This is a genomic window from Treponema bryantii (genome assembly GCF_900111035.1).
GTDB classification, from domain to species: Bacteria; Spirochaetota; Spirochaetia; order Treponematales; family Treponemataceae; genus Treponema_D; species Treponema_D bryantii_C.
The window spans coordinates 151989-174173 of the sequence record NZ_FOFU01000004.1 but is presented as its reverse complement, the minus strand read 5'-3'; the positions used below and the strand labels follow the sequence as shown (position 1 = coordinate 174173).

General features: G+C 40.3%; 15 protein-coding genes. 13 read left to right on the top strand and 2 right to left on the bottom strand.

The window, feature by feature from the left end:
* Nucleotides 1-23 precede the first annotated feature (23 nt).
* Nucleotides 24-1265, bottom strand: coding sequence for a GTPase HflX (gene hflX, locus BMY21_RS08885; protein WP_074643041.1), 1242 nt, complete (start codon nt 1263-1265; stop codon nt 24-26).
* A gap of 97 nt (nt 1266-1362) precedes the next feature.
* Between hflX and BMY21_RS08880 the strand changes: the two genes are divergently transcribed.
* The 12 genes from BMY21_RS08880 (at nt 1363) to BMY21_RS08825 (ending at nt 17618) form a co-directional block, all read left to right on the top strand.
* Nucleotides 1363-3747, top strand: a complete 2385-nt coding sequence (locus BMY21_RS08880) for an SNF7 family protein (protein ID WP_143064200.1) — start codon at nt 1363-1365, stop codon at nt 3745-3747.
* A gap of 69 nt (nt 3748-3816) precedes the next feature.
* Nucleotides 3817-4347 carry an adenine phosphoribosyltransferase gene (locus BMY21_RS08875; protein WP_022931078.1) on the top strand — a complete coding sequence of 177 codons (531 nt, stop codon included), beginning with the start codon at nt 3817-3819 and terminating at the stop codon, nt 4345-4347.
* 24 nt (nt 4348-4371) lie between these two features.
* Entirely contained in the window at nt 4372-5403 is a 1032-nt protein-coding gene (asnA, locus tag BMY21_RS08870) for an aspartate--ammonia ligase (RefSeq protein WP_074643036.1), read from the top strand.
* An 8-nt stretch (nt 5404-5411) separates the two neighbouring features.
* Nucleotides 5412-6392 carry a hypothetical protein gene (locus BMY21_RS08865; RefSeq protein ID WP_074643033.1) on the top strand — a complete coding sequence of 327 codons (981 nt, stop codon included), beginning with the start codon at nt 5412-5414 and terminating at the stop codon, nt 6390-6392.
* Between the two features lie 17 nt (nt 6393-6409).
* On the top strand, nt 6410-8344 hold the full coding sequence (locus tag BMY21_RS08860) for a diguanylate cyclase (protein WP_074643030.1): 1935 nt from the start codon (nt 6410-6412) through the stop codon (nt 8342-8344).
* On the top strand, nt 8325-9254 hold the full coding sequence (locus BMY21_RS08855) for an RluA family pseudouridine synthase (protein WP_074643028.1): 930 nt from the start codon (nt 8325-8327) through the stop codon (nt 9252-9254). The genes BMY21_RS08860 and BMY21_RS08855 overlap by 20 nt, the downstream gene beginning before the upstream one ends.
* Nucleotides 9255-9338: 84 nt before the next feature.
* Entirely contained in the window at nt 9339-9938 is a 600-nt protein-coding gene (locus BMY21_RS08850; RefSeq protein ID WP_074643025.1) for a nucleotide exchange factor GrpE, read from the top strand.
* A 114-nt stretch (nt 9939-10052) separates the two neighbouring features.
* Complete coding sequence (gene dnaK / locus BMY21_RS08845; protein WP_074643022.1) at nt 10053-12017, top strand: molecular chaperone DnaK; 1965 nt, start codon at nt 10053-10055, stop codon at nt 12015-12017.
* Nucleotides 12018-12142: 125 nt separating this feature from the next.
* Nucleotides 12143-13294 (top strand): molecular chaperone DnaJ, encoded by a 1152-nt coding sequence (gene dnaJ, locus BMY21_RS08840; RefSeq protein WP_074643020.1) that lies wholly within the window; start codon nt 12143-12145, stop codon nt 13292-13294.
* A 140-nt stretch (nt 13295-13434) separates the two neighbouring features.
* Nucleotides 13435-14784, top strand: a complete 1350-nt coding sequence (locus BMY21_RS08835) for a PP2C family protein-serine/threonine phosphatase (protein ID WP_256210348.1) — start codon at nt 13435-13437, stop codon at nt 14782-14784.
* Between the two features lies 1 nt (nt 14785).
* Nucleotides 14786-17290 (top strand): PP2C family protein-serine/threonine phosphatase, encoded by a 2505-nt coding sequence (locus BMY21_RS08830; protein ID WP_074643016.1) that lies wholly within the window; start codon nt 14786-14788, stop codon nt 17288-17290.
* Nucleotide 17291: 1 nt separating this feature from the next.
* Nucleotides 17292-17618 (top strand): STAS domain-containing protein, encoded by a 327-nt coding sequence (locus tag BMY21_RS08825; protein WP_074643013.1) that lies wholly within the window; start codon nt 17292-17294, stop codon nt 17616-17618.
* Between the two features lie 204 nt (nt 17619-17822).
* On the opposite strand, the gene leuS is transcribed toward BMY21_RS08825, so the two are convergent.
* A complete protein-coding gene (gene leuS / locus BMY21_RS08820; protein ID WP_074643010.1) occupies nt 17823-20375 on the bottom strand; it encodes a leucine--tRNA ligase in 2553 nt (850 codons plus the stop codon).
* A 194-nt stretch (nt 20376-20569) separates the two neighbouring features.
* On the opposite strand from leuS, the gene BMY21_RS08815 reads away from it, so the two are divergent.
* Nucleotides 20570-22165 (top strand): DUF4832 domain-containing protein, encoded by a 1596-nt coding sequence (locus BMY21_RS08815; protein ID WP_083379804.1) that lies wholly within the window; start codon nt 20570-20572, stop codon nt 22163-22165.
* Nucleotides 22166-22185 lie beyond the last annotated feature (20 nt).

Here is a 22185-nt window from a genome sequence, read left to right as displayed (position 1 = left end):
GATTTCCTTCTATAAAATAGATTTTATTCTGTGATGTATGGCGAAAGAAGTGCTGCCAGTCTTCCAGTTGCACGGGCTGTCAGATGAACTCCATCATCAAGCCATTCTTCTTTTTCAATACAGCCGGCTTTTTTCAGTTCGTTTATGAGAACTGTCTGTGTTGGCGGAAGAATATAATTTGCAACATCTCCATAAAGCAACTCGTATATCTTTGATTTCAAATCAAGGAAGCCGATTTCTTCTTTTGCACTAATCAGAATTGCATCAGGGAATTTTAGGCGGAGTTTCTGAAGAGTATGATTTTCATCATCACCCTTATCAATCTTGTTCAAAAGTATAAGGCGCGGATTTTTATCTGCCCCAATATCTTCAAGAACATTACATACTGTATCATACTGGAATTCTGCATCCGGATCTGAAGAATCAAGAACGAGAAGGAGTAAATCTGCATAAACTGCTTCTTCCAGCGTAGACTTAAATGCGTCTATAAGGTGATGTGGAAGATTGCTTATGAATCCAACTGTATCTGTTATAAGAACTCCGGCACTTTCATTAAGCGGAAGTTTTCGGGTCAGCGGATCCAGGGTTGCAAAAAGTTTGTTTTCTACGTATGCGTCGGCACCTGTAAGTGCATTCAAAAGGGAAGATTTTCCGGCATTTGTATAACCAACAAGCGCACAGGAAGGCATTTTATCTCTCTGTTTACGCTGTGTTTTGCGGTTTAATTCAATTTCTGCCAGTTCTTTTTTGATTGCGCTTATTTTGTCGCGAACCTGGCGCTGATCCAGCTCAAGCTGAGTTTCTCCCGAACCTTTTGCACCAAATGCTCCACCGCGCTGTCGTGAAAAGTCCTTGTTCATATGGGCAAGTCGTGGAAGCGAGTAGGAAAGCCGTGCAAGTTCTACCTGAAGAACGGCTTCTTTTGTCTGAGCACGCTGCCCAAAAATACGTATGATAACTTCCTGCCGGTCAAAGCATGAAATACCGGAAAGTTCTTCCCAGTTTCTCTGCTTTCGTGGTTCAAGATTAAAGTCAAAAATAATACAGTCTGCCTCAATCTGTTTTGCAAGTTCTGCAATTTCCTGAGCCTTACCTTTGCCAATGCCATAAGCCGGATGAACTTCCATTCGGTTAAGAGTGAGACGTTGAATTACATCCATGCCCAGAGTGAGCACCAGACCCTTGAGTTCCTGTAAATTGTTTCCGGGCTCTCCCACCAGTAATGCACGTGGAACAGCCTGCTGTTCTTTCTCTACATCAATCATCGCGTTAAGTTTACCTCATTTATGATTATTCCGCAAATATTTTCGAGTTTTTGACATGCAGAAATCGGCCTTTTATGCCGATAATGTATAAGTAGAAATGACTTCTGGCCAGAAGATTGCTTTCAGTCTGCTAGCGGCGCTCGCGCTGTTTGCGGTTTTTGTCTTGAGTTTAAATTCCAGATTGTTTAAAACGCTGGAAACCAGATTTTATGCTCAGTCAAAAATCGAAGAAAACACGGGTCAGCTAGATAAGATTTCGGAGAGCTGTGATTCATACATTTCGGAAATTCTCTCTTTAGTTGAAAAAGGTGACAATGCCTGGACAAAAAATGCCTCGGTGCGCTCATATTATGTCCAGAATCCTTCGGAAAGTGACGTAAATACACGCCGAAAGCTTACGGAAACACTTTTTTCAGATATTCCAGCCCTCAGTGGTATCAGAATTGTTGATAAGAACGGGCGAAACGTTCATTACAGTTCTTATGATGATACGGATTTACTGAAACAAAGCGGAATATCCAAAATCTACAAGAATTACAACGACATTATCAAAGACGCAGGTGAAATACCGTTTGAGCAGCTTCAGAAAATCACAAGTGAAACAAAAACTGTTCTCCTTTGTGATGAAAGCCGTTCACGTCTTATTATCAGCGTTCCATTCTGCTGGGTAGACGGTATTTATTCTGGAATTGCTCTTTTCTATCTGAATCTGAATGAAGTTGAAAATGAACTTATCCGTCGGGATGTAGTTTCGATGGGTAGGGGACTCACTCTTTATTCTGATGATGATTATAACGGCGGATTTGTCCTTGATATTCCTCGTGGAACTAAAAATGAGTTACGTTCTCCGTTTATCAGCTACTGGAAGGCCAGAAGTGAAGTTTTACGTGGCGGAGATGCAGTTCAGCAGCCGCAGAAGCTTCTTGCAATGCCGGACGGCCGTTATTATGTGAGCCTTTCAAGTAACAGAATTGGAAAAATTCGCATAAGTTCTGTATATACAAGTGATATTTTTGAGCTCTCTGCAGAAATCAGAATCCTCATTTATATCTGTATTTTTATTTCGATTCTGCTTGTAGTATTCTTGCTTTTCAGTTTTATTCGTGATCCTATGGTTACCCTTCAGAATCGGATTAAAAAAATCCAGCTGGAAATTGTTGAAAACTATATTGATGGAAAAGAAAAACGCGAGTGGAATGATATAGCACGTCATCTCCGTCAGCGCAGAAATGATTTAAGTGATGAAATTATAAAGAGTCTCCCTGTTCATTCAAAGAAACGCCGAAAAGAGCTTTCTGATTATCTTGATAAGAATTGGGAAGATATTTTTGCAATTTTTGAGAGTAAAGCAGGGGAAAGTACTGGAGCTGCTGGTACACCGGCAGCTGCAAATGCTTCTGGAACAGCTGAATTAACTGGTGTATCAATTGCAGAAATCCGCCGTATGCTTGAAGAAGTTCTTCAGAACAGAAATATTGTTATGCCTGTTGCTGCAGCCGGAGCAGGTGTCGTTGCAGGGGCTGCAGTGAGTGCGGTAAAAGCTGTTAAAACTCCAGTACAGGCAGATGAAGTTGAAGAATTAGATGATGTTGATGAGCTAGATGACGCTGAAGAACTTGATGAAGTTGAGGAACTTACTGACGATGTAGAAGACCTCGCAGAAGATGTCGATGAGATTGATGAAGTAGAAGATCTTGCAGAAGACGTTGATGAGATTGATGAGGTCGAAGAGCTTGCCGAAGACGTCGAGGAGCTTTCAGAAGAAGCCGAGGTAACTGACGATGTCGAAGAGCTCGCAGAAGACAGCGATGTAACTGAGGAAGTCGAAGATGTTTCTGAAGAGGTCGAAGAAGAACTCGAAGATGCAGACGAAGTAGAAGAACTGGACGAGGTAGAAGAACTCGATGAACTCGACGAAGTTGATGAGGAACTCGAGGCTCTTGATGAAGAAGAGCAGGAAGAAAAATCAGAAAGAATTAAACTTGAAGCATACTTAAAATCTCTCGTTGCTCCAGAAAGAAAATATAGAACATCAAATGAAACATTCTTCGCATCAGAAAAATTCCCAACAGTAGAAAATCTCTATGCAGAAGAGCTCAAACTTGGCGATTTCAGCCCATATTTTGTATCTGGCTCAGATACTATTGATATAAAACTCTATCCAATTCCTGAATATAATCAGCCGGAAGTGGCAGAAACTGCACAGCCGGAGACATCCCCACAGGAAAACCAGGAAACTCCGGTAGAAGAACTTACCGAAGAAATTCCAGATTATCTTCCGGAACCAGATTTCTCAATGATATCTTTTGGTGAAAATATTGATCAGGAAATTCCAGAACTCGAAGACGCTTCTACAGAATTAAATAAAACTAAAGAAGTAATTGTTGAAAATGATGGAGTATTCAGCATTTCAGAAGGACTTGAGTATTCAGATGTTGTTCAGGATGCTGATTTTAAAAAACTGGTAGATTCTATTCTATAATACCTACTTGTACTAAATCCCGCATAGAATTATAATAATTTCGTTATTTTTTTTAACGGAAGGTTTCTTATGACATTGGAGATGCTTGATAAGGCTGTGCGCCGTGTACCTGATTTCCCAAAACCAGGAATTCTTTTCTATGATATTACAGGAGTTCTTGTAAATCCTGATGCTCTTAAATTTTGTATTGAGCAGATGATTGAAAAATATAAGGATGTTAAATTCGATGCAGTTGCAGGTGTAGAAAGCCGTGGTTTTATTTTCGCAGCTCCATTTGCAGAAAAGCTCGGAATTCCTCTCGTATTGATTCGCAAAAAAGGAAAGCTCCCTGGAGAAACATACCAGTGCAGCTATTCTCTTGAATATGGTACTGCAACAATAGAAGTTCACAAAGCCGACATTAAAAAAGGCGGACGCTATCTTGTTGTAGATGATTTAATTGCTACTGGCGGCACGCTCGCAGCTGCCAAGAACCTGATTGAGCAGGGAGGCGGGGAAGTAACTGATTTCTTTGGCGTTATCGGTCTTCCCGCATTAAATTATAAGTCTGTTCTTGCACCTTGTAATGTAACAACACTCATTAACTATGATGGTGAGTAAACTTAATTTTTCAGGAACTGACTTATGATTAAATTACCAAGTAAATATAAAGCAATTCTCGGAACTCGTGAAACCGAGCATGCAATTGTTGCAATAAAAGATTTCTTCCAGCTGGCTTTGAGTACAGAACTCAACCTTACACGTGTTACTGCACCTCTTTTTGTAGATGCTGGAAAAGGAATTAACGATGACCTCAACGGTGTTGAGCGCCCGGTAAGCTTCCCTGTAAAAGATCTCGGCGATGCAAAAATGGAAATCGTTCAGTCACTTGCAAAATGGAAGAGACTGAAGATAACTTCACTCGGACTTGAACCAGGCTTTGGTATCTATACTGATATGAATGCCCTCCGCCCTGATGAAGAACTTGATGCAATTCATTCTATATATGTAGACCAGTGGGACTGGGAAATGGCAATCGATCCAAAAGACCGTACCGTTTTCTATCTTCATGAAATTGTAAAGAAGGTTTACCGCTGTATTCAGCGTACAGAATTCTTCCTTTATGACCGCTATCCACAGCTCAAGCCAATACTTCCAAAGGATATCAAGATTCTTTATGCAGATGATTTGCAGAGACTCTATCCAAAGCTGACTCCAAAAGAGCGCGAGGATAAGGTTGCAAAAGAGTACGGTGCTGTATTTATTACAGGTATAGGCGGTAAACTTGATGATGGAACTATTCACGATGGACGTGCTCCAGACTATGATGACTGGATTACTGAATGTGGAGACGGACACCGCGGACTTAATGGAGATATCCTTGTATGGAACCCTGTTCTTGAAAGAGCATTCGAGCTTTCTTCAATGGGTATTCGTGTAAGTCCAGAAAGTCTTAAGGCTCAGCTTGAAGAACGCGGATGTCCTGAACGTGCTAAGTTTGAATTCCATTCACGTCTTCTCAACGGAGAACTTACACAGACTCTCGGTGGCGGTATCGGCCAGTCTCGTCTTTGTATGTTCCTGCTCCGCAAGGCTCACATTGGTGAAACTCAGGTAAGCGTTTGGACAGACGAAATCAAAGCTGACTGTAAAAAACACGGAATAGAACTGCTCTAGTTGAAGAAATGAAAGAATATAAATTTAAGGCAGAGGAACTGGAAGCTCAGATTTCGCACCTTACAGAAAAGGGCATTACTGAGCTTTCCGTAACCGATGAAAAGGTTTCCCGTGATAAAAATAAACTCCTCCGCCTTATGAAACTTGTGGCACAGCATGCGCCACAGGTTTTTGTTTCTTTTTTAACTGAGGCTTCTGTAATTGACCGCGAGGTTATTGCAGCGGCCTCTAATATTTTCTGTTCTTTTGATATACCTCTTGTCTGCACGGAAAAAGGCGGACATCTTCTTTTTGATAAAAAATTCTACGCAAATAAAGCTAGACTTCTTAATGAAGCTGGCCTTGTATTTGGTTTCCATCTTACTTATGCGACAGTTCCTGGTGATTCGCAGAAACTGTTTATGGAACGTCTTGATTTTGCAGTTCAACAGTATCCGAACCATATAGATTTTCCGCAGACAGAAAATGAAGAAGTAGAAGCTAAGGTGAGCGGAACTTTTTCGGCTGCCGATATCCGTTACTGCCGCGACACTGCATTTGCATGCAGAACATTCTATACTGCGGGCCGTGCAGTTCCGTGGTTTCTTTCTATATTAAAGCCACTTCGTATATACCCGTCACGCTTCTTTTCAGATTTTGCAGAATGGCAGCGTGTAAACAATTGCAGTTATAAGAGTGGTTTTGTTCCTGAAGCAGAAAATCATAAATCCATAGAAAAAATGCAGCTGCTTTTTCTTGATGAAAAATATGAAGAAAAGCACTGCCATAATCTTATAACCTTAATGCATGATATTGTTGTGATTAACGGTGCGATGTCCCGTCTTGCCGGAGAAGGAGAAGAATCAGAGATAGAAACTTCCTATCATCCTGATGATCTTCTTGGGCCAGAGGCTTGTGACCTTACCGCCTTTGCAGAAGATGTCTGTATGGAACAATGCAGGGTAAAAATATTTTCTAATGGCGAATATCCGGATTATGAGATAAAATAGAACCTAAGGAGAGGGTTTTGTATAACGTAGCAGTTCTGGTTCATAATTTTGCGGTTGAATATGCAGATCAAATCCTGCATGGAATATACCGTTATTTCTCTGATAAAAAAGATGTCCGCGTTTTCTTTGCGCAGACTAGAACTCCTCATATTATTGATGGCCTTTACGATTACCAGTGCTGGGCATCTGTTGAATATCTTACATCAAAAGTTATTGATGAAGTAATAATTGTTTCTAATACATATTGTCTTTACAGAAGCCGTGATGAACTGAAAGAGCTCTTTAGACCATTCTTTTCCAAAAAGGTTATTTCGATTGGAATGGATTTTGATGAGCCTGGCGTTTATTATACAACTGCTTATTGTGATTCTGTTTACGACGAAATTGTCGGACATTTGAAAAATGAACATGGCTGTACAAAAATAGCTTTCTTTTCAGCAAATAAAATACAGTCGCAGGAAGCCGAAGAAAGATTTAAGGCTTTTAAAAATGCCCTGAAAAAACATAATCTGGAATTCCATGAAGAGTGGGTGCTCAACGGTGCCTTTACAAGATCCTCTGCCAGAGCAGAACTTGAATCAAAATATCACAAAAAAGAAGATATCGAATATGAAGCAATAATCTGTGCAAATGATCTTATGGGAATGGCCGTTCTGGATTATTTTTCAGAACTGGGAATAAAGATTCCTTCTGAAATGAAGGTATTTGGTTTTGATAATACTTCCCATTCAATTCTCTGTGTACCAACACTAGCCACAGTTGATCAGTCAATTGAAGAACAGGGTTATGCTGCTGCAGAATTCGGAATGCGGTTGCTAAAAGAAGAAGGTACTGATTTTCCAAAATTTGTTAACACAGAACTAAAGTCTGTTTACCGCCGTTCCTGTGGTTGTGAAGATTTTCTGGAGCAGAAGAAAAGAGATGTCTTTAATGCGGCTGTTAGTCATTATGAGGAAGTTCGCCGTGTTGGAAATCTTTTTGATGTAATAAAAGGTACTTCAAGTTTGAGTGATTTTGCAGAATCTTTTAAATCTATTGTAGATACTTCAGGTTTTTCTAAACTGGTTGTATTTGTATTACGTGAACCGGTAACAGTAATGCGCGAAGGTACTTTTAATATGCCGGATGAAGCAAGACTCCTTTTGCGGGTAGATACTAAAAATGGAGATGCTGATTATTTTGAAGAAAGCGAATATATCAATATAAAAGAATCTCTTTTTAATCGTGAGAGAATGCAGTCAAATCCAGGATGCTATATTTTTCAGCCGGTAATTATGGGAACAGTTCAGTATGGTTATCTTTTCTGTAAGGCAGAGAGAACTGATTTTGGAATGAACAGTATTCTCCTTAAGGTAATTACCAGTGTTATTGTTCAGGCTTACGATTATACAATGACAGTGAATCAAAAGCGTCTTCTGGAAACAATGAATAAGGAACTTAAGGAACGTAATTATGACCTTAGCATCAGTTCAAAAACAGATGAGTTAACACATCTGTTAAATCGCCGTGGTTTTATGGAATATGGTCAGAAACTGATTTTCTTTTCTGATGATGTTGATACGAATGGTATTGTGTTCTTTGCAGATTTAGACTGCTTGAAAACTATAAACGACAAATATGGTCATGAAAATGGAGATAAAGCAATTATTGCTGCTGCGGAAGTATTAAGAAAAACCTTCAGAAAGATTGATATAATAGGCCGCTTAGGTGGTGATGAATTTGGTGTTATTGCTTCTGGAATGGACATTGCCTTTCTTGATAAACTCCGTGAAAAAATCGATAATATCTGCGTAGAAATCAGTGAAAGAAATAATTTAATCTTTAAGCTTTCTATGAGTATCGGAGCAGCACGTTTTAGTCCAGAATATAAAGATTTAAATGAGCTTCTGATGATGGCAGATCAGGATCTGTACGAACAGAAGAAAATACACCATGCAAGAATCAAGAATTAAATTAGAATCAAACGGTGGAGAACGGCTTGATACTTTTCTTCGTCGTGAGTTACCGCTCGCAGCGAAGATTGAAGGAGATTTTTCCAATTCAAAAATCCGCCGGCTTATAATGGCGGGCACAATTCAGGTTAATGGCAAGGTAGTGAACCGTCCGGCCTTTGAGTTAAGGGGTAAATCCAGTATTGAAGTCCGCTTTGATGCTGAACGTTTTTTTTACGAAAAGCAGCCTGATGATGTTGCTTTTGAAATGACAGATTCTTCTATATTACACGAAGATGAAAATCTGATTTTTGTTGATAAACCTTATAATTATCCTGTTGAACAGACAATTACCGGAAACCGTGCAAATCTTCATGATGCAGTTGTAGATTATTTATGGAAGAGAAATCCTTCTCTGCGTAATCCGCCGTATGTGGGAATCATGCACCGTCTGGACCGCACAACCAGCGGAGTTATTCTGTTTACTAAAACAAGAGCTGTAAACGGTGCAGTTTCAGAACTTTTCCAAAGTCATGACCTGACAAAGCAGTACCTCGCCATAGTAGAAGATAAAAAGAATGTAGAAAAATCTTTCACTGTAGAAATGTATATGGGCCGAATCACCGGAAAATCCCGGCAGGGCAAATGGGGTGAAGTGCCTGAAAGCCGCGGAGGTCAGTATTCAAAAACAGACTTCCGAAACCTTCGCAAAATTACCGTAGAAGGCCGCCCGTGCCTTCTTATAGAATGCAGTCTCCACACTGGCCATACTCACCAGATTCGCGTTCATCTCGCAAGCCGCGGTCTTCCCATCCTCGGCGATACATTATATGGTGGTACACCTGCAAAAAGACTGTATTTACACTCTGAAAAGCTTACGTTTTCATTGAATAATAAGCAATATTATGTAGAATCCTCTATAAAAATATAAAAAAAATCTTAAAAATTTATTGACGTTTTAAACATAAAATTAGTAATTTATAATATAGAAATCATTTTTCACGGTGGAAAACTAATGGCTGAAGAGAAAACAGAACAAGCTGAAAATCAGACTGAAGAAAAAGCAACTTCTCAGGAAGCTGCTGCTGATTCACAGACTGCGGATGCTGCTCCAGAGTCGGATAAAGCAGAAGAAAAGAAAGAACAGACTCCAGAAGAGCGCATTGCTGCCCTTGAAAAAGAAAATGCTGATCTTAAGGATCAGCTCTTGCGCCGCGCTGCAGACTTTGATAACTACCGCAAGCGCATGATGAAAGAAAAGCAGGACACTTACGACTACGCAAACGCCGGACTTTTGGGCGACCTGCTTGACAGTCTTGATAATTTTGATCGTACAATTGATGCTGCAAAGGACGCAAAAGATGCAAAATCAATCGCAGACGGAATCAAAATGATTAACAAGGCTCTTGTTAAAATGCTTGAAGACAAATATGGTCTTGTTGGTTACGGCAAGGAAGGAGATGAATTCAATCCTGACGAGCACGAAGCAATTGGCCGTATGGAAGATGAAAAAGCCAAGAAGGAAACATTGGCTCAGGTTTATCTCAAGGGCTACAAGCTCAAGGATAAAGTAATTCGTCACGCTAAGGTAATGGTTAAAGTACCAAAGGCGTAAAATAAAGCTCGTCATTGCGAGCCGAAGGTGAAGCAATCCATTTATAGATTGCCACGTCGCTACGCTCCTCGCAATGACAAAAGAATTGTAAATTACAAAGCGAGGTAAATAAAAATGGGAAAAATCATTGGTATTGACTTAGGAACAACAAACTCTTGTGTTGCCGTAATGGAAAACGGTGAACCAGTAGTAATTCAGAACTCAGAAGGTGGACGTACAACTCCTTCTATCGTAGGTTTCACAGCTAAGGGAGACCGCATTGTTGGTGCACCTGCTAAAAACCAGATGGTAACAAATCCTAAAAACACAGTTTACTCTGTAAAGCGTCTTATCGGACATCGCTTCAGTGAACTTCAGGGTGAAGCAACAAAGCTTCCATATACAATTATTGATAACGGTTCAGACTGCCGTGTAGAAGTAGAAGAGGGTGGACAGAAGAAAAAGTATTCTCCACAGGAAATTTCTGCTTTCATTCTTCAGAAGATGAAGAAAACCGCTGAGGACTACCTCGGAACAGAAGTAACAGACGCAGTAATTACAGTTCCTGCTTACTTCAACGACTCTCAGCGCCAGGCTACTAAGGACGCTGGTAAGATCGCTGGTCTCAATGTTCAGCGTATTATCAACGAACCTACAGCTGCTTCTCTTGCATTCGGTTTCAAACAGGATCAGGACAAGGAAAAGACAATTGCTGTATACGACCTTGGTGGTGGTACATTCGATATTTCTATTCTCGAACTTGCAGACGGCGTATTCGAAGTAAAATCTACAAACGGTGATACACACCTTGGTGGTGATGACTGGGACCGTGTTATCGTAAACTGGCTGATCGACGGCTTTAAGGCTGACACAGGCATTGACCTTTCTAAAGATCCAATGGCTATGCAGCGTCTCCGTGAAGCAGCTGAAAATGCAAAGATTCAGCTTTCTTCTCAGACTTCTACAGATATCAACCTTCCATTTATTACTGCTGATGCAACAGGTCCAAAGCACCTTCAGAAGTCTTTGACTCGTGCTCAGTTTGAACAGATGACAGATGACCTTTACGAAAGAACAAAGGAACCTTGCCGCAAGGCTCTCCAGGATGCTGGTATTACAGCAGACAAGATTGACGAGGTTCTCCTTGTTGGTGGTTCTTCTCGTATGCCAAAGGTACAGGAAGTTGTTAAGGCAATATTTGGAAAAGAGGGTAGCCGTGCTGTAAACCCAGATGAAGCAGTTGCAGTTGGTGCAGCAATTCAGGGTGGTGTACTCCAGGGTGATGTAAAGGACGTTCTTCTTCTTGATGTAACTCCACTTTCACTTGGTATTGAAACAATGGGTGGCGTATTCACAAAGCTTATCCCAAGAAATACAACAATTCCTACAAAGAAGAGCCAGATTTTCTCTACAGCTGCTGATGGACAGACTGCAGTATCAATTCACGTACTCCAGGGTGAACGTGAAATGGCTGACCAGAACCGTACACTCGGACGTTTTGACCTCGTAGGTATTCCAGCAGCTCCTCGTGGTGTTCCACAGATTGAAGTTACCTTCGATATCGATGCTAACGGTATTGTTCACGTATCTGCTAAGGATTTGGGCACTGGTAAGGAACAGCACATTCAGATTACTTCTTCTTCTGGACTTTCTGATGAAGAAATCGAGAAGATGGTTAAAGATGCAGAAGCAAACGCAGCTGCAGATAAGGCTAAGCGCGAAGGCGTTGATGCCCGCAACGAAGCAGACAGCTTGATCTATGCTACAGAAAAGACACTTAAGGATCTTGGAGACAAGGTTGATGGTGGCGAAAAGCAGAAGATTGAAGATGCAGTTGCAGCTCTTAAGCAGGCTATACAGGGCGACAATGTAGAAGATATTAAGTCTAAGACAGAAGCTTTGAAGCAGGCTTCTTACAAGATCGCTGAAGAACTCTACAAGCAGCAGGCAGCAGCAGGCGGAGCTCAGCCAGGTGCTGACGGTGCCGCTGGTGCAGACGCTGGAGCTGGTGCTTCAGATGCAGGCGCAGAAAACAAATCATCTGGCTTCAACAAAGGCTCAGCAGACGACGTTGAGTACGAAGTAAAGGATGAAAAATAAAGCCTAAAATCGAAAATCCGTTAAAAACCGGGCTGCGACAGCGGGCCGGTTTAGGATTATCGAAAGAATGGCTCAAGCGGCGAGACTATGCGAGCCGCAATTTTTTTATTATTGGATAAATTATCATGGCAAAACGCGATTATTACGAAGTATTAGGTGTTGATAAATCAGCTGATCAGGATGCAATTAAAAAGGCATACCGCAAGCTTGCTGTAAAATATCATCCGGACCGAAATCCAGGAGATAAATCTGCCGAGGAAAAATTCCGCGAAGCAACAGAAGCATACGAAGTTCTTTCTGATGCAGAAAAAAGACCTATTTACGATCAGTACGGTTTTGCCGGTCTTGACGGAATGGGAGCTGGTGGCGGTGGTGGAGCACAGTATTCACATGCCTTCCACGACTTCTCAGACCTCTTTGGAGGAGCTGGTGGCGGCTTCTCTGATATTTTTGACAGTATTTTCGGCGGTGGCTTTGGCGGTGGTTCACGCAGTTCAAGAAGCAGTGGTCCAGCAGCCGGTGCAAGTCTCCGCTATGATCTTCATATTCAGTTTAAGGATGCCGTATACGGTACAACAGCTGATATTCATTTTAAGCACAATGAGCCTTGTGAGGCTTGTAAGGGTAGTGGTGCTGCTGCCGGTGCTTCTAAAAAGACTTGTCCTACCTGTAATGGTATGGGTCAGGTACGCCAGGGCAATGGTTTCTTTACTATTCAGCAGACATGTCCTAAGTGTGGCGGTAAAGGTACTATAATTGACAAACCTTGTCCAAGCTGCCGTGGAAAAGGTATTCAGGAAAAATCTAAGCAGATGTCTCTTAAGATTCCAGCCGGAGTTGATAACGGAAAACGTATCGTAATCCGCGGAATGGGGGATGCCGGAGAAAACGGTGGACCAGCAGGAGACCTCGTAGTTGTATTACACGTAGAACAGCATCCATTCTTTGAAAGAGACGGTGCAGACCTCTACTGTGCTGTACCAATCAGCATTGCTCAGGCTGCTCTTGGCTGTGAAATCACTATTACAGCCCTTGATGGCAAGAAATTAGCAATTAAAATCCCAGATGGCACTGCAAACGGCAAACTTCTCCGCATTAAGGGTGAAGGTGTTCCAATGAGCGGCTCTTCTCGTAAGGGTGATTTGTACGTTAAGATTATGGTTCAGGTTCCAACTCATCTTTCTTCTAAACAGAAGGATCTGTTGAAGCAGTATATGGATCTGGAAAATCCTCCTAAGGAACCAAATCTCCTTAATCTTTCAAAACTCGGTGATTAACCGTATTTATTGAACTTTTTTCCAAATTCCTCCGATAATATGATAGAATAGTATCATTCTATTTAAAATATACAGTTAGAAAATCAGGGGTAATCATGTATAAAACCAGGAAAAGAGCTGTCCTTATCTCTATAAATGTTTTGACTATAATATGTTTTGTTGCGTCATGTCTTATGCTTTTGCCGCAAAAAACAACAGAAGGTTTTTCTTGGATAACGCTTTTGGTTGCGTTTATTGTTTTCTTTGCTACGGTGTTCTGGGGCAATAGATTCCGTTCATTCCTTCTCGCAAAGGTTAGGAAAGATACTCTTGAAACAGGTGAAACTGTTATTCTTAACGATTTCATTAACCGTCTGCGTTTCTGTTATTCCCTTGATGACTTTTACGTTGTAATTGGTGATGTTCTTGAAAAGCAGGGTGACTGTTCTGTACTTCTTATTGATCGTACTAAAAACTACATTCTTTACAACAGTCCAAACAGAACTTCAACTTCTGATACTGTAAGAAATAAGCTTGATCAGCACTTTACTGAACAGTGGCCGGATGGTTTCTACTTTTTCGACCGCCATATTGGTGTAACTACAAATTACCGCAAGGCACGCGGTTTCTTTATGTGCTGCGACGGATATCACCTTTATGTTTTCTGCCGTTATACAAGACTTTTTGACCTCGATGTATATAAGAGACTTCTGGAAGAGTACAAGCGTTTTGTAAGCCGTTCCCGTACAATTACAACACTTTCTGAAATTTCTGCAACAACAAAGGAATGGGAACAGCTGGCTGAAACACAGCAGTCATTCCTTCCTCAGAAGATTCCAAACATTCCAAAGCTCAAAATTGCAACTTACTACCGTCCTCTCGTAAACGTATCGGGAGACTACTTCTCAATTCTTCCAATTGATGCTTCAAAGACACTTCTCATGCTTGGAGACGTATCTGGTAAGGGACTTCCTGCTGCCCTCATCATGGGTTTGGTGATGAACACTGTAAAGATTATCGAAGACAAGGAAGATCTTGTTGGTGTGCTTCATGCAATCGATAAAGCGATTAAGGGAATGCACCTTCAGGATAAATATACTGTATTGTTCCTTAGTATTATTGATACTGAAAAGATGCGTATCCGTTATATCAACGCTTCCATGTCTGATCCTATTATTCTTTCACCTTCGCCAGATGGTTACCGAATCAAGCCTCTTACTTCAAATGCTTCGCTCATCGGTATTCTTGATGTTGGTGATGTTAATGTTGCAGAAAAACGTCTTTTCCGTGGAGATACCATTCTGATGGCAACCGACGGTGTATCGGAAGTAATGGATGAAAGTGGTGTAGAGCTCGGTGATACAGATATCTATAAAAAGACCCTTATGGCTGGTGCTGCAAAAGAGCCTCAGCAGATGGTTGATGATATTGTAGACCTTATCATGAAATACAATGGCGATAAAAAACTTCATGATGACGTTACAATGATGATTGCCAAGGTAGGTTACTAATATGATTTATATTATTCTTAATATTGTTTGTGCACTTTTCATAATTTTCTTTACACATCTTATAGATACTAAGACAAAGTCAGATAACCTTGGAGTTTCTTCTTTTTCTGTTGCCATGCTTGTTACTGCAATAGAATCAATTCTGTTTGTTCTCGTACTTATAATGCGCTATACGAACTTTGAAGCTCTTATAGTTCCTGTTATGCGTATTTGTCTGGCATTGGATGGAATTGCCTTTGTAATTGTCAGTTTTGGTATTTTTGAAATTGGAAGACCAAGAAAATATCTGATTATATCATTGATAAAATATGCTCTTGTTTTATTTGCAGTAATTATTTCATTCTTTCAATTTACAACAATTGATGTTTCCTTTGAACATGGAATTGTTATTGCATCAGAGTATCTGATTCCTGCTCCTGCCAGAGAGTTTTTCCCTCTGACCTGGACATCTTTGTTTACTAATTTATATCGTTATGTAATTCCTATCACAGGAATGCTCTTCCTTGTAATTCTTCAGGAAGATAAGAATGCTACTCAGCTTGAAAAATATCAGACCTCAGTAATGGCAGAAGGTATTCTTTTGATGTGGGCAATTAACCTTGCAATTAAGTTTGTATCTACATCAGCTCCAGCCTTCTCATTGCTGTATATGTACTCATACCTGTTCATGTATGTTGTATTCTATATGGCTCTTACAAAGATTTCGGTTCCTTCTGGAAAGGCAATGTTTGTTACATTGTTCAAATCTTTGGTTTCATATATTCTTCCTGCAGTTGCTGTAGGTGTTCTTTCTATGTTTTTACAGCCTGCAACCGGCGAATATACAAAAGTCTTTATTGCACAGTTTATTGCTTATTCTACAGTTGCTGTTTTGTTCTCTCTGTGGATTAGTTCTGTACTTTCTTCATCGTCAAGACTTTATACAGCAGATTACGAAGCTTCTCTTGAAAAGGAACTTGCTAAGATTGACTATAAAGAGAGTGAAATGGACCAGATTACAGCAAAGATGTTTGAAATCATGCGAAGAAACGTTGAATCTTCATCGATGACCGTATACATTCTTTCTGGCCAGAACGAACTTGATGTTGCTTATTCTTCAAATAATATGAATATTAAGATTCCGTTAAACAATCCTATGTTTGATGCACTTCTTAATATCAACAAAAGTATTGTTGTAAAGAGTCAGATTGAAAAGCAGCATGATCTTGCCGTTGCTCAGAAAGAACTTGAAGCTTTCTTTGCTCATACAAAATCAGATGCTCTGTTTATTTTGAACGAAGGTCATAACATCTTTGGTATCATCACTCTTGGTAAGAAGGCCAGTGGTGACCACTATAAGGAATATGACTACAACGTATTTGTAAAGCTTTACTCATACTTCTTCGTATTCGGTTACTACATGCGTAACATTTCAAATAAAGATGTATTAGGTGTCGTAAACCGTGAAATTAAGATGTCTTCACAGATCATTACTTCCATCCAGGAAAACATTGATCATGTAAAGACTCCAAAGGTTGATATAGGATACATGATGGTTCCTGCTCACAACATTGGTGGTGAGTTCATTGATATGATCCGTCTCACAGAAAAGCGACACCTCTTTGTAGTAGGTGACCTTTCTGGAAAGGGTATTGCAGCTTCCATGAACATGGTCATCTTAAAGTCCATCATCCGTTCTTATCTAGCCGAAGTTCATGACTTTAAGCAGCTTGTTGTTAAGCTCAATACCTTCGTAAGAGATTCGCTTCCAAAGGGAACTATCTTCGCTGGTTTGTTTGCACTTATTGATTTTGAAACTGATACGATGTATTACATCAACTGTGGTATTCCTGCATTGATGATGTATACTCAGGTTTATAATAACGTAATTGAAATTCAGGGTAGTGGACACGTTCTTGGATTCGTAAAGGATCTTACCCCTTATGTTTCTGTAAAAACTACAAAGCTTAATCATGGTGATATCATCATGGCTTGTACTGATGGTTTGATTCAGTCACACTCACTTCGTGGTGAACAGTTTGGTAAAGAGCGTGTTCAGCAGGCTGTACTTGATAATTCAACTTATCCTGCACAGCGTATGGCTCAGTTTACTTTTGAAGGTCTTCTTAAGTTTATGTCTAAGGAAATGGAAGATGACGTATCTATCCTCGTAATTAAATATGAGGGACTTCCAGAAGAGAAGAAGGAAACTGTTGAAGCACCGGCAGAAGGTGAGGCTGTTGAAGCAACTGAGGCTGCTGCTGAAACTACAGAGACTGTCGAGGCTCCTGCAGAAGAAACCCCGGCTGAAGAGCCAGTAGATACACAGATGGATGCAGTCGCAGATGAAACTGTAACTCCAGAATCTGTAGCTGCAGAAATGGCCGCTGTGGCAGAAGCAGCTGCTGTTGAAGAGCCTGCAGAGAAAAAGCCTGCAATCCCAGTTGATGATATGACAATGCCGGAAGGCTTTGAAATGCCGGATTTAAGCGATCTTGATGCAATGATGAAGGAGGCTGGTTTATAATATGGAACAGTTATCAATTGTAGAAAAAGACGGTGCTAACTACCACTTATACGAACTCGAAGGCGCTTTGAATGCCTATACTATCGGTGAATTCCAGAACATGCTTTATGACGCTGTTCACAAAAATAATATCGTTCTTGATATGTCAAAACTTGTTGAACTTGATCCTGCAGGAATAGGCTTCCTTATGGCTGCTTTCAACGATAGTGAAGATGTTGGTCATAAACTGTATTTTATGTCGATGTCGAATGAGGCAGAGAAGGCGATTTCTGCGACGGGGTTTAAATACTTATTCAACCTTATAAATTCGGTGACTGAGGTTAATTAGTCGGCTCATATAAAAAGAAATCCGTCTGCGGGTCCCAGCGACGGAAAAAAAAGCAAGGTATCCCCCATCATTCGCTTACCCACGCTTGCTTCGCTCGCGTGGCCGCTGATGGTTCCCCCTTGCTTTCTTTTTCCTACGTCCCACAGGCGGATTTTTTTATAAATCCAGAAATCTTATCAATTCCCCGGTTTTGCCGGGGAATAATTATTTAACTACAATATTAACAAGCTTATCCTTAACGATAATTACTTTTACAACTTCATGTCCGTCTGTAAACTTCTTTACACCGTCACGGGCAAATGCTGTTTCTTTGAGAACGTCATCTGCGGTTCCTGGGGCTGCTTCGAAGGTGTCGCGTTTTTTGCCGTTTACCATAACAACAATCTGCTTTGTATCATCTTTAGCAAAGTCTGCGTTTACTGTTGGCCATGCAACGTATGCAATAGATTCCTTGTTTCCAAGTTTTTCCCAGAGTTCTTCACCGAGGTGTGGAGCGTAAGGTGAAAGTACCTTTACGAAGTCGCTCCACATTGCCTTTGGAACTTCTGGAAGCTTTGAGAGTTCGTTGATGAAAATCATCATCTGGCTGATTGCTGTGTTGAAGTTTAAAGTAGCTGTATCATCAGTTACTTTTTTGATTGTCTGAGCAAAAGTCTTTCGGGCGCTGATGAGTGCCTTGTCTTCGAGCTTGCCAGTGATATCGATATCAGCCATTGGCTTTTCAGATACTGACCATACCTTTTCGAGGAAGCGGTGAATACCAACAATACCCTGTGTTGCCCATGGCTTAGACATTGTAAGAGGTCCCATGAACATTTCGTACATACGTACTGAGTCAGCACCGTATGCTTTAATTTCATCATCAGGATTTACTACGTTCTTTAAAGACTTAGACATCTTTGCAACAATCTGCTCGAGTTCTTCGTTTGTTGCTTTCTCGTAGTATTTTCCGTCTTCGCGCTGTTCAACTTCATCAACAGGAACCAGAGTCTTGTTCTTTCTCTGGAAAGCAAATGAAGTGATCATACCCTGGTTTACGAGGCGCTGGAATGGTTCTTTTGTAGAAACAACTCCGATATCATAAAGTACCTTGTGCCAGAAGCGGGCATAGAGAAGGTGGAGAACGGCATGCTCAGCACCACCAATATAGAGGTCTACCGGCATCCAGTATTTTTCTTTGTCTGCTGCACAGAACTGCTTGTCATTGTGTGGGTCAAGGTAGCGGAGGTAGTACCAGCAGCTTCCACCCCACTGAGGCATTGTGTTTGTTTCACGCTTAGCAGGTTTACCGCACTTTGGACACTTGCAGTTTACCCATTCATCAATTGCAGCAAGTGGAGATTCTCCTGTTCCTGTTGGCTGATATGATTTTACCTCAGGAAGCTTTAATGGGAGCTCTTCTTCCGGAACCGGCACTGTTCCACAGTCTGGACAGTGTACCAGAGGAATTGGTTCACCCCAGTAGCGCTGGCGGCTGTAAACCCAGTCGCGGAGTTTATAGTTGATAGCCTTGCGGCCGATTTTCTTTTCTTCGAGGAATTCCAGCATCTTGGCAATAGCGTCTGCCTTGTTAAGACCGTCGAGGAACTCAGAGTTTACGTGGATTCCGTCCTGTGTCCAAGCCTGAGTCTGTACATCAACTTCGCTCTTCAAAACTTCGATGATAGGAAGATTGAACTTCTTTGCGAATTCCCAGTCGCGGTCATCGTGAGCAGGTACGGCCATAATTGCACCAGTACCGTAAGAAATCAATACGTAGTCTGCAATCCAGATTGGAATGAGTTTTCCGTTTACTGGGTTAATTGCATAGCTTCCTGAGAATACACCGGTCTTGTCTTTTGCAAGGTCTGTACGTTCGAGATCTGACTTCTTTGCAGCTGCTTCCTGATAAGCCTTAACTGCATCAGCCTGTTCAGCAGTTGTGATTTCAGGAATAATTTTGTGCTCAGGACTTACTACCATATAAGTAGCTCCGAACAATGTATCGCAGCGAGTTGTATAAACTGTAAGTTTATTATCAGTTGGTTTTCCGTCTTTGTCAGCTACAGTGAAAGTAACTTCAGCACCTGTTGATTTACCAATCCAGTTGTGCTGCATTGCCTTTACGCTTTCCGGCCAGTCGAGACCTTCGAGATCTGCATCAAGGCGGTCTGCATAATCAGTAATCTTCAAAATCCACTGACGGATTGTTTTGTGAGTTACTTCTGCACCACAGCGGTCACACTTTCCATCTTTTACTTCCTCGTTAGCGAGACCTGTCATACAAGAAGGACACCAGTTGATTGGAGTCTGTGCTTCGTATGCCAATCCTTTTTTGTAGAGCTGGAGGAAAATCCACTGTGTCCATTTGTAGTAATCTGGCTCACAGGTAGAAACACAGCGGTCCCAGTCATAAGAGAAACCAAGCGACTTAATCTGCTGTGTAAAGTGTTCAATATTTGCGTTAGTTGTTGTCTTTGGATGTGTTCCAGTCTTAATAGCATAGTTTTCTGCAGGAAGACCGAAAGCGTCATATCCCATAGGGTGAAGAACGTTGTAACCGTTCATACGTAGGTAGCGGCAGTAAATATCAGTTGCGGTATAACCTTCAGGATGTCCAACATGTAGACCAGCAGCACTTGGATACGGGAACATGTCCAGTACATACATGCGTTTCTCTGGTGGAAATTTTTCATCCTCAGTTGCCTTAAAAGTTTTGTGTTCGTCCCAATACTTCTGCCATTTAGGCTCGATGGACTCAAATGGATACTTACTCATACACGCCTCACATTTTTTGGGGGAGTCTCAAATCCAGGCTCCCATTTGGAATAATGCATCTATTATATAAAAAAAATGAATTCGTGAAAATATAAAATAAAAAATAATAAATTTTGTAACCTTAGGGGATTTTACCTATTATTTAATATAACTGCAGAATTACAGCAGTTATAAAAACAATAGCGAGGTTATATATGCTTAAAAGAACTATTTCTGTCTTATTATTGTGCTCATCAGTGCTATTTGGCTGTAGTGCTTCACTACAAAAGGAAAGGGATCCTGAAAGAGGGGAAGAACAAATTAGAAGTGTTCACCCTGATTTAGAGTTTAAGGATTCCGAAAAGATTATTTTTAATCCTGATATGGGATTCTATAGTGTCGTAAAGGCAATTGTTACAAAAGATAATATTACAATAAAAAGTAGTTATAAAAATCGACTTGAGAATCATAATCCGATTTGTACTGATGGAGTTTACCCTGAAGATAATGAAGTTCTGAATACTGCAAGATTTGATCAGCTGCTTATAGAGTTTGATATAAGTTCTTTTTCAACAAGAAATGATGGAACTGAAAGTCTTAATGGAGAAAAGGTTCATCTGCCGGTAGATGAAATTAAAGATGTTTTAAATCGTGTAAAAGCTGCAGGAAAAACAGCTTTAATTCGTTTTGCATACGATCCAAATTTTGAAGGTGATGGAAAAACTCGTGATGTTGAGCCTGAAGATTTTGGTTTAATTCTCACTCATGTTGAAGATATCTGCGAAGCAGTTAAGGATTATGCATCAGTGTTGACAGGTATTCAGTGTGGAATGATTGGCCCTTGGGGTGAAATGAACTTTACTACTTATTCTAAAAAAATGAAAAAAGCTGATTTTGAAAAGTATGATTATGATTTCGAATTAGAGCTTGATTCAACACCTGATAAAAATGATGAATATATTGAAAATGGATATCTTGTTCTGGTTATGCGAAAGTTTACAAAAGAACTTGAAGCAAATAATTGTGATGTTCCATTGTTAGTTCGTCAGCCACGATTTATTTATGATTATATCAAACGAAGAAATTCAGATTTTGATTTTGATTGTGAAAATGTTCCTGAATCATTTACCCCTGTTTCTTCTGAAAAAGAATTTTACAGACTGGGACTTTATAATGACGGTTATCTTGGCTCAGAGTCTGATTCTGGAACTTTTACCATAAATCGTGCTCAGGAAACTGCTTTTATGGAGGCCTTTACAAATCATACTCCTTATGGCGGTGAATTGATCGGAAACTATAACTTGAAATCTGGTAATTGTAATTCAATGGTTGAAATGTTTACAAATCATCTTTCAATTTTGAATATAGGTTATAAAGAATCTGTTTTCCGTGAATTAAATAAGTTTAATTATAAAAATGAACCGGCCTTTAAATATCTGATTAAGCATATGGGCTATCGCTATGTCTTAACAGACGTGCTTTTAGAATATCCTGAAAATCTTTCTGAAATGGATATAAATCTGACATTTATAAATAATGGTTTTGCAAATCTTCCTTATCACAGAAAGAAGGTGATGACTGTGCTTTTTGAAAAAGATGGCAACATTGTTCTTGAAAAGAAAGATCCAAACCTTGTGTTTGATGGAAAAGATAAAAGTTTTGTTTTGAATACATCAAAACTACCGGAAGGTAGTTATACAATATACCTCAAAATTTCTGATTTTGACGGAAACTATCCAATTCAACTTGCAAATAAAGATCTTTGGAATTCCGATCTGAAAGCAACAAAAATTGGAGAAATTTCAAAATAAAAAATTAAAAAAGTAAGCGT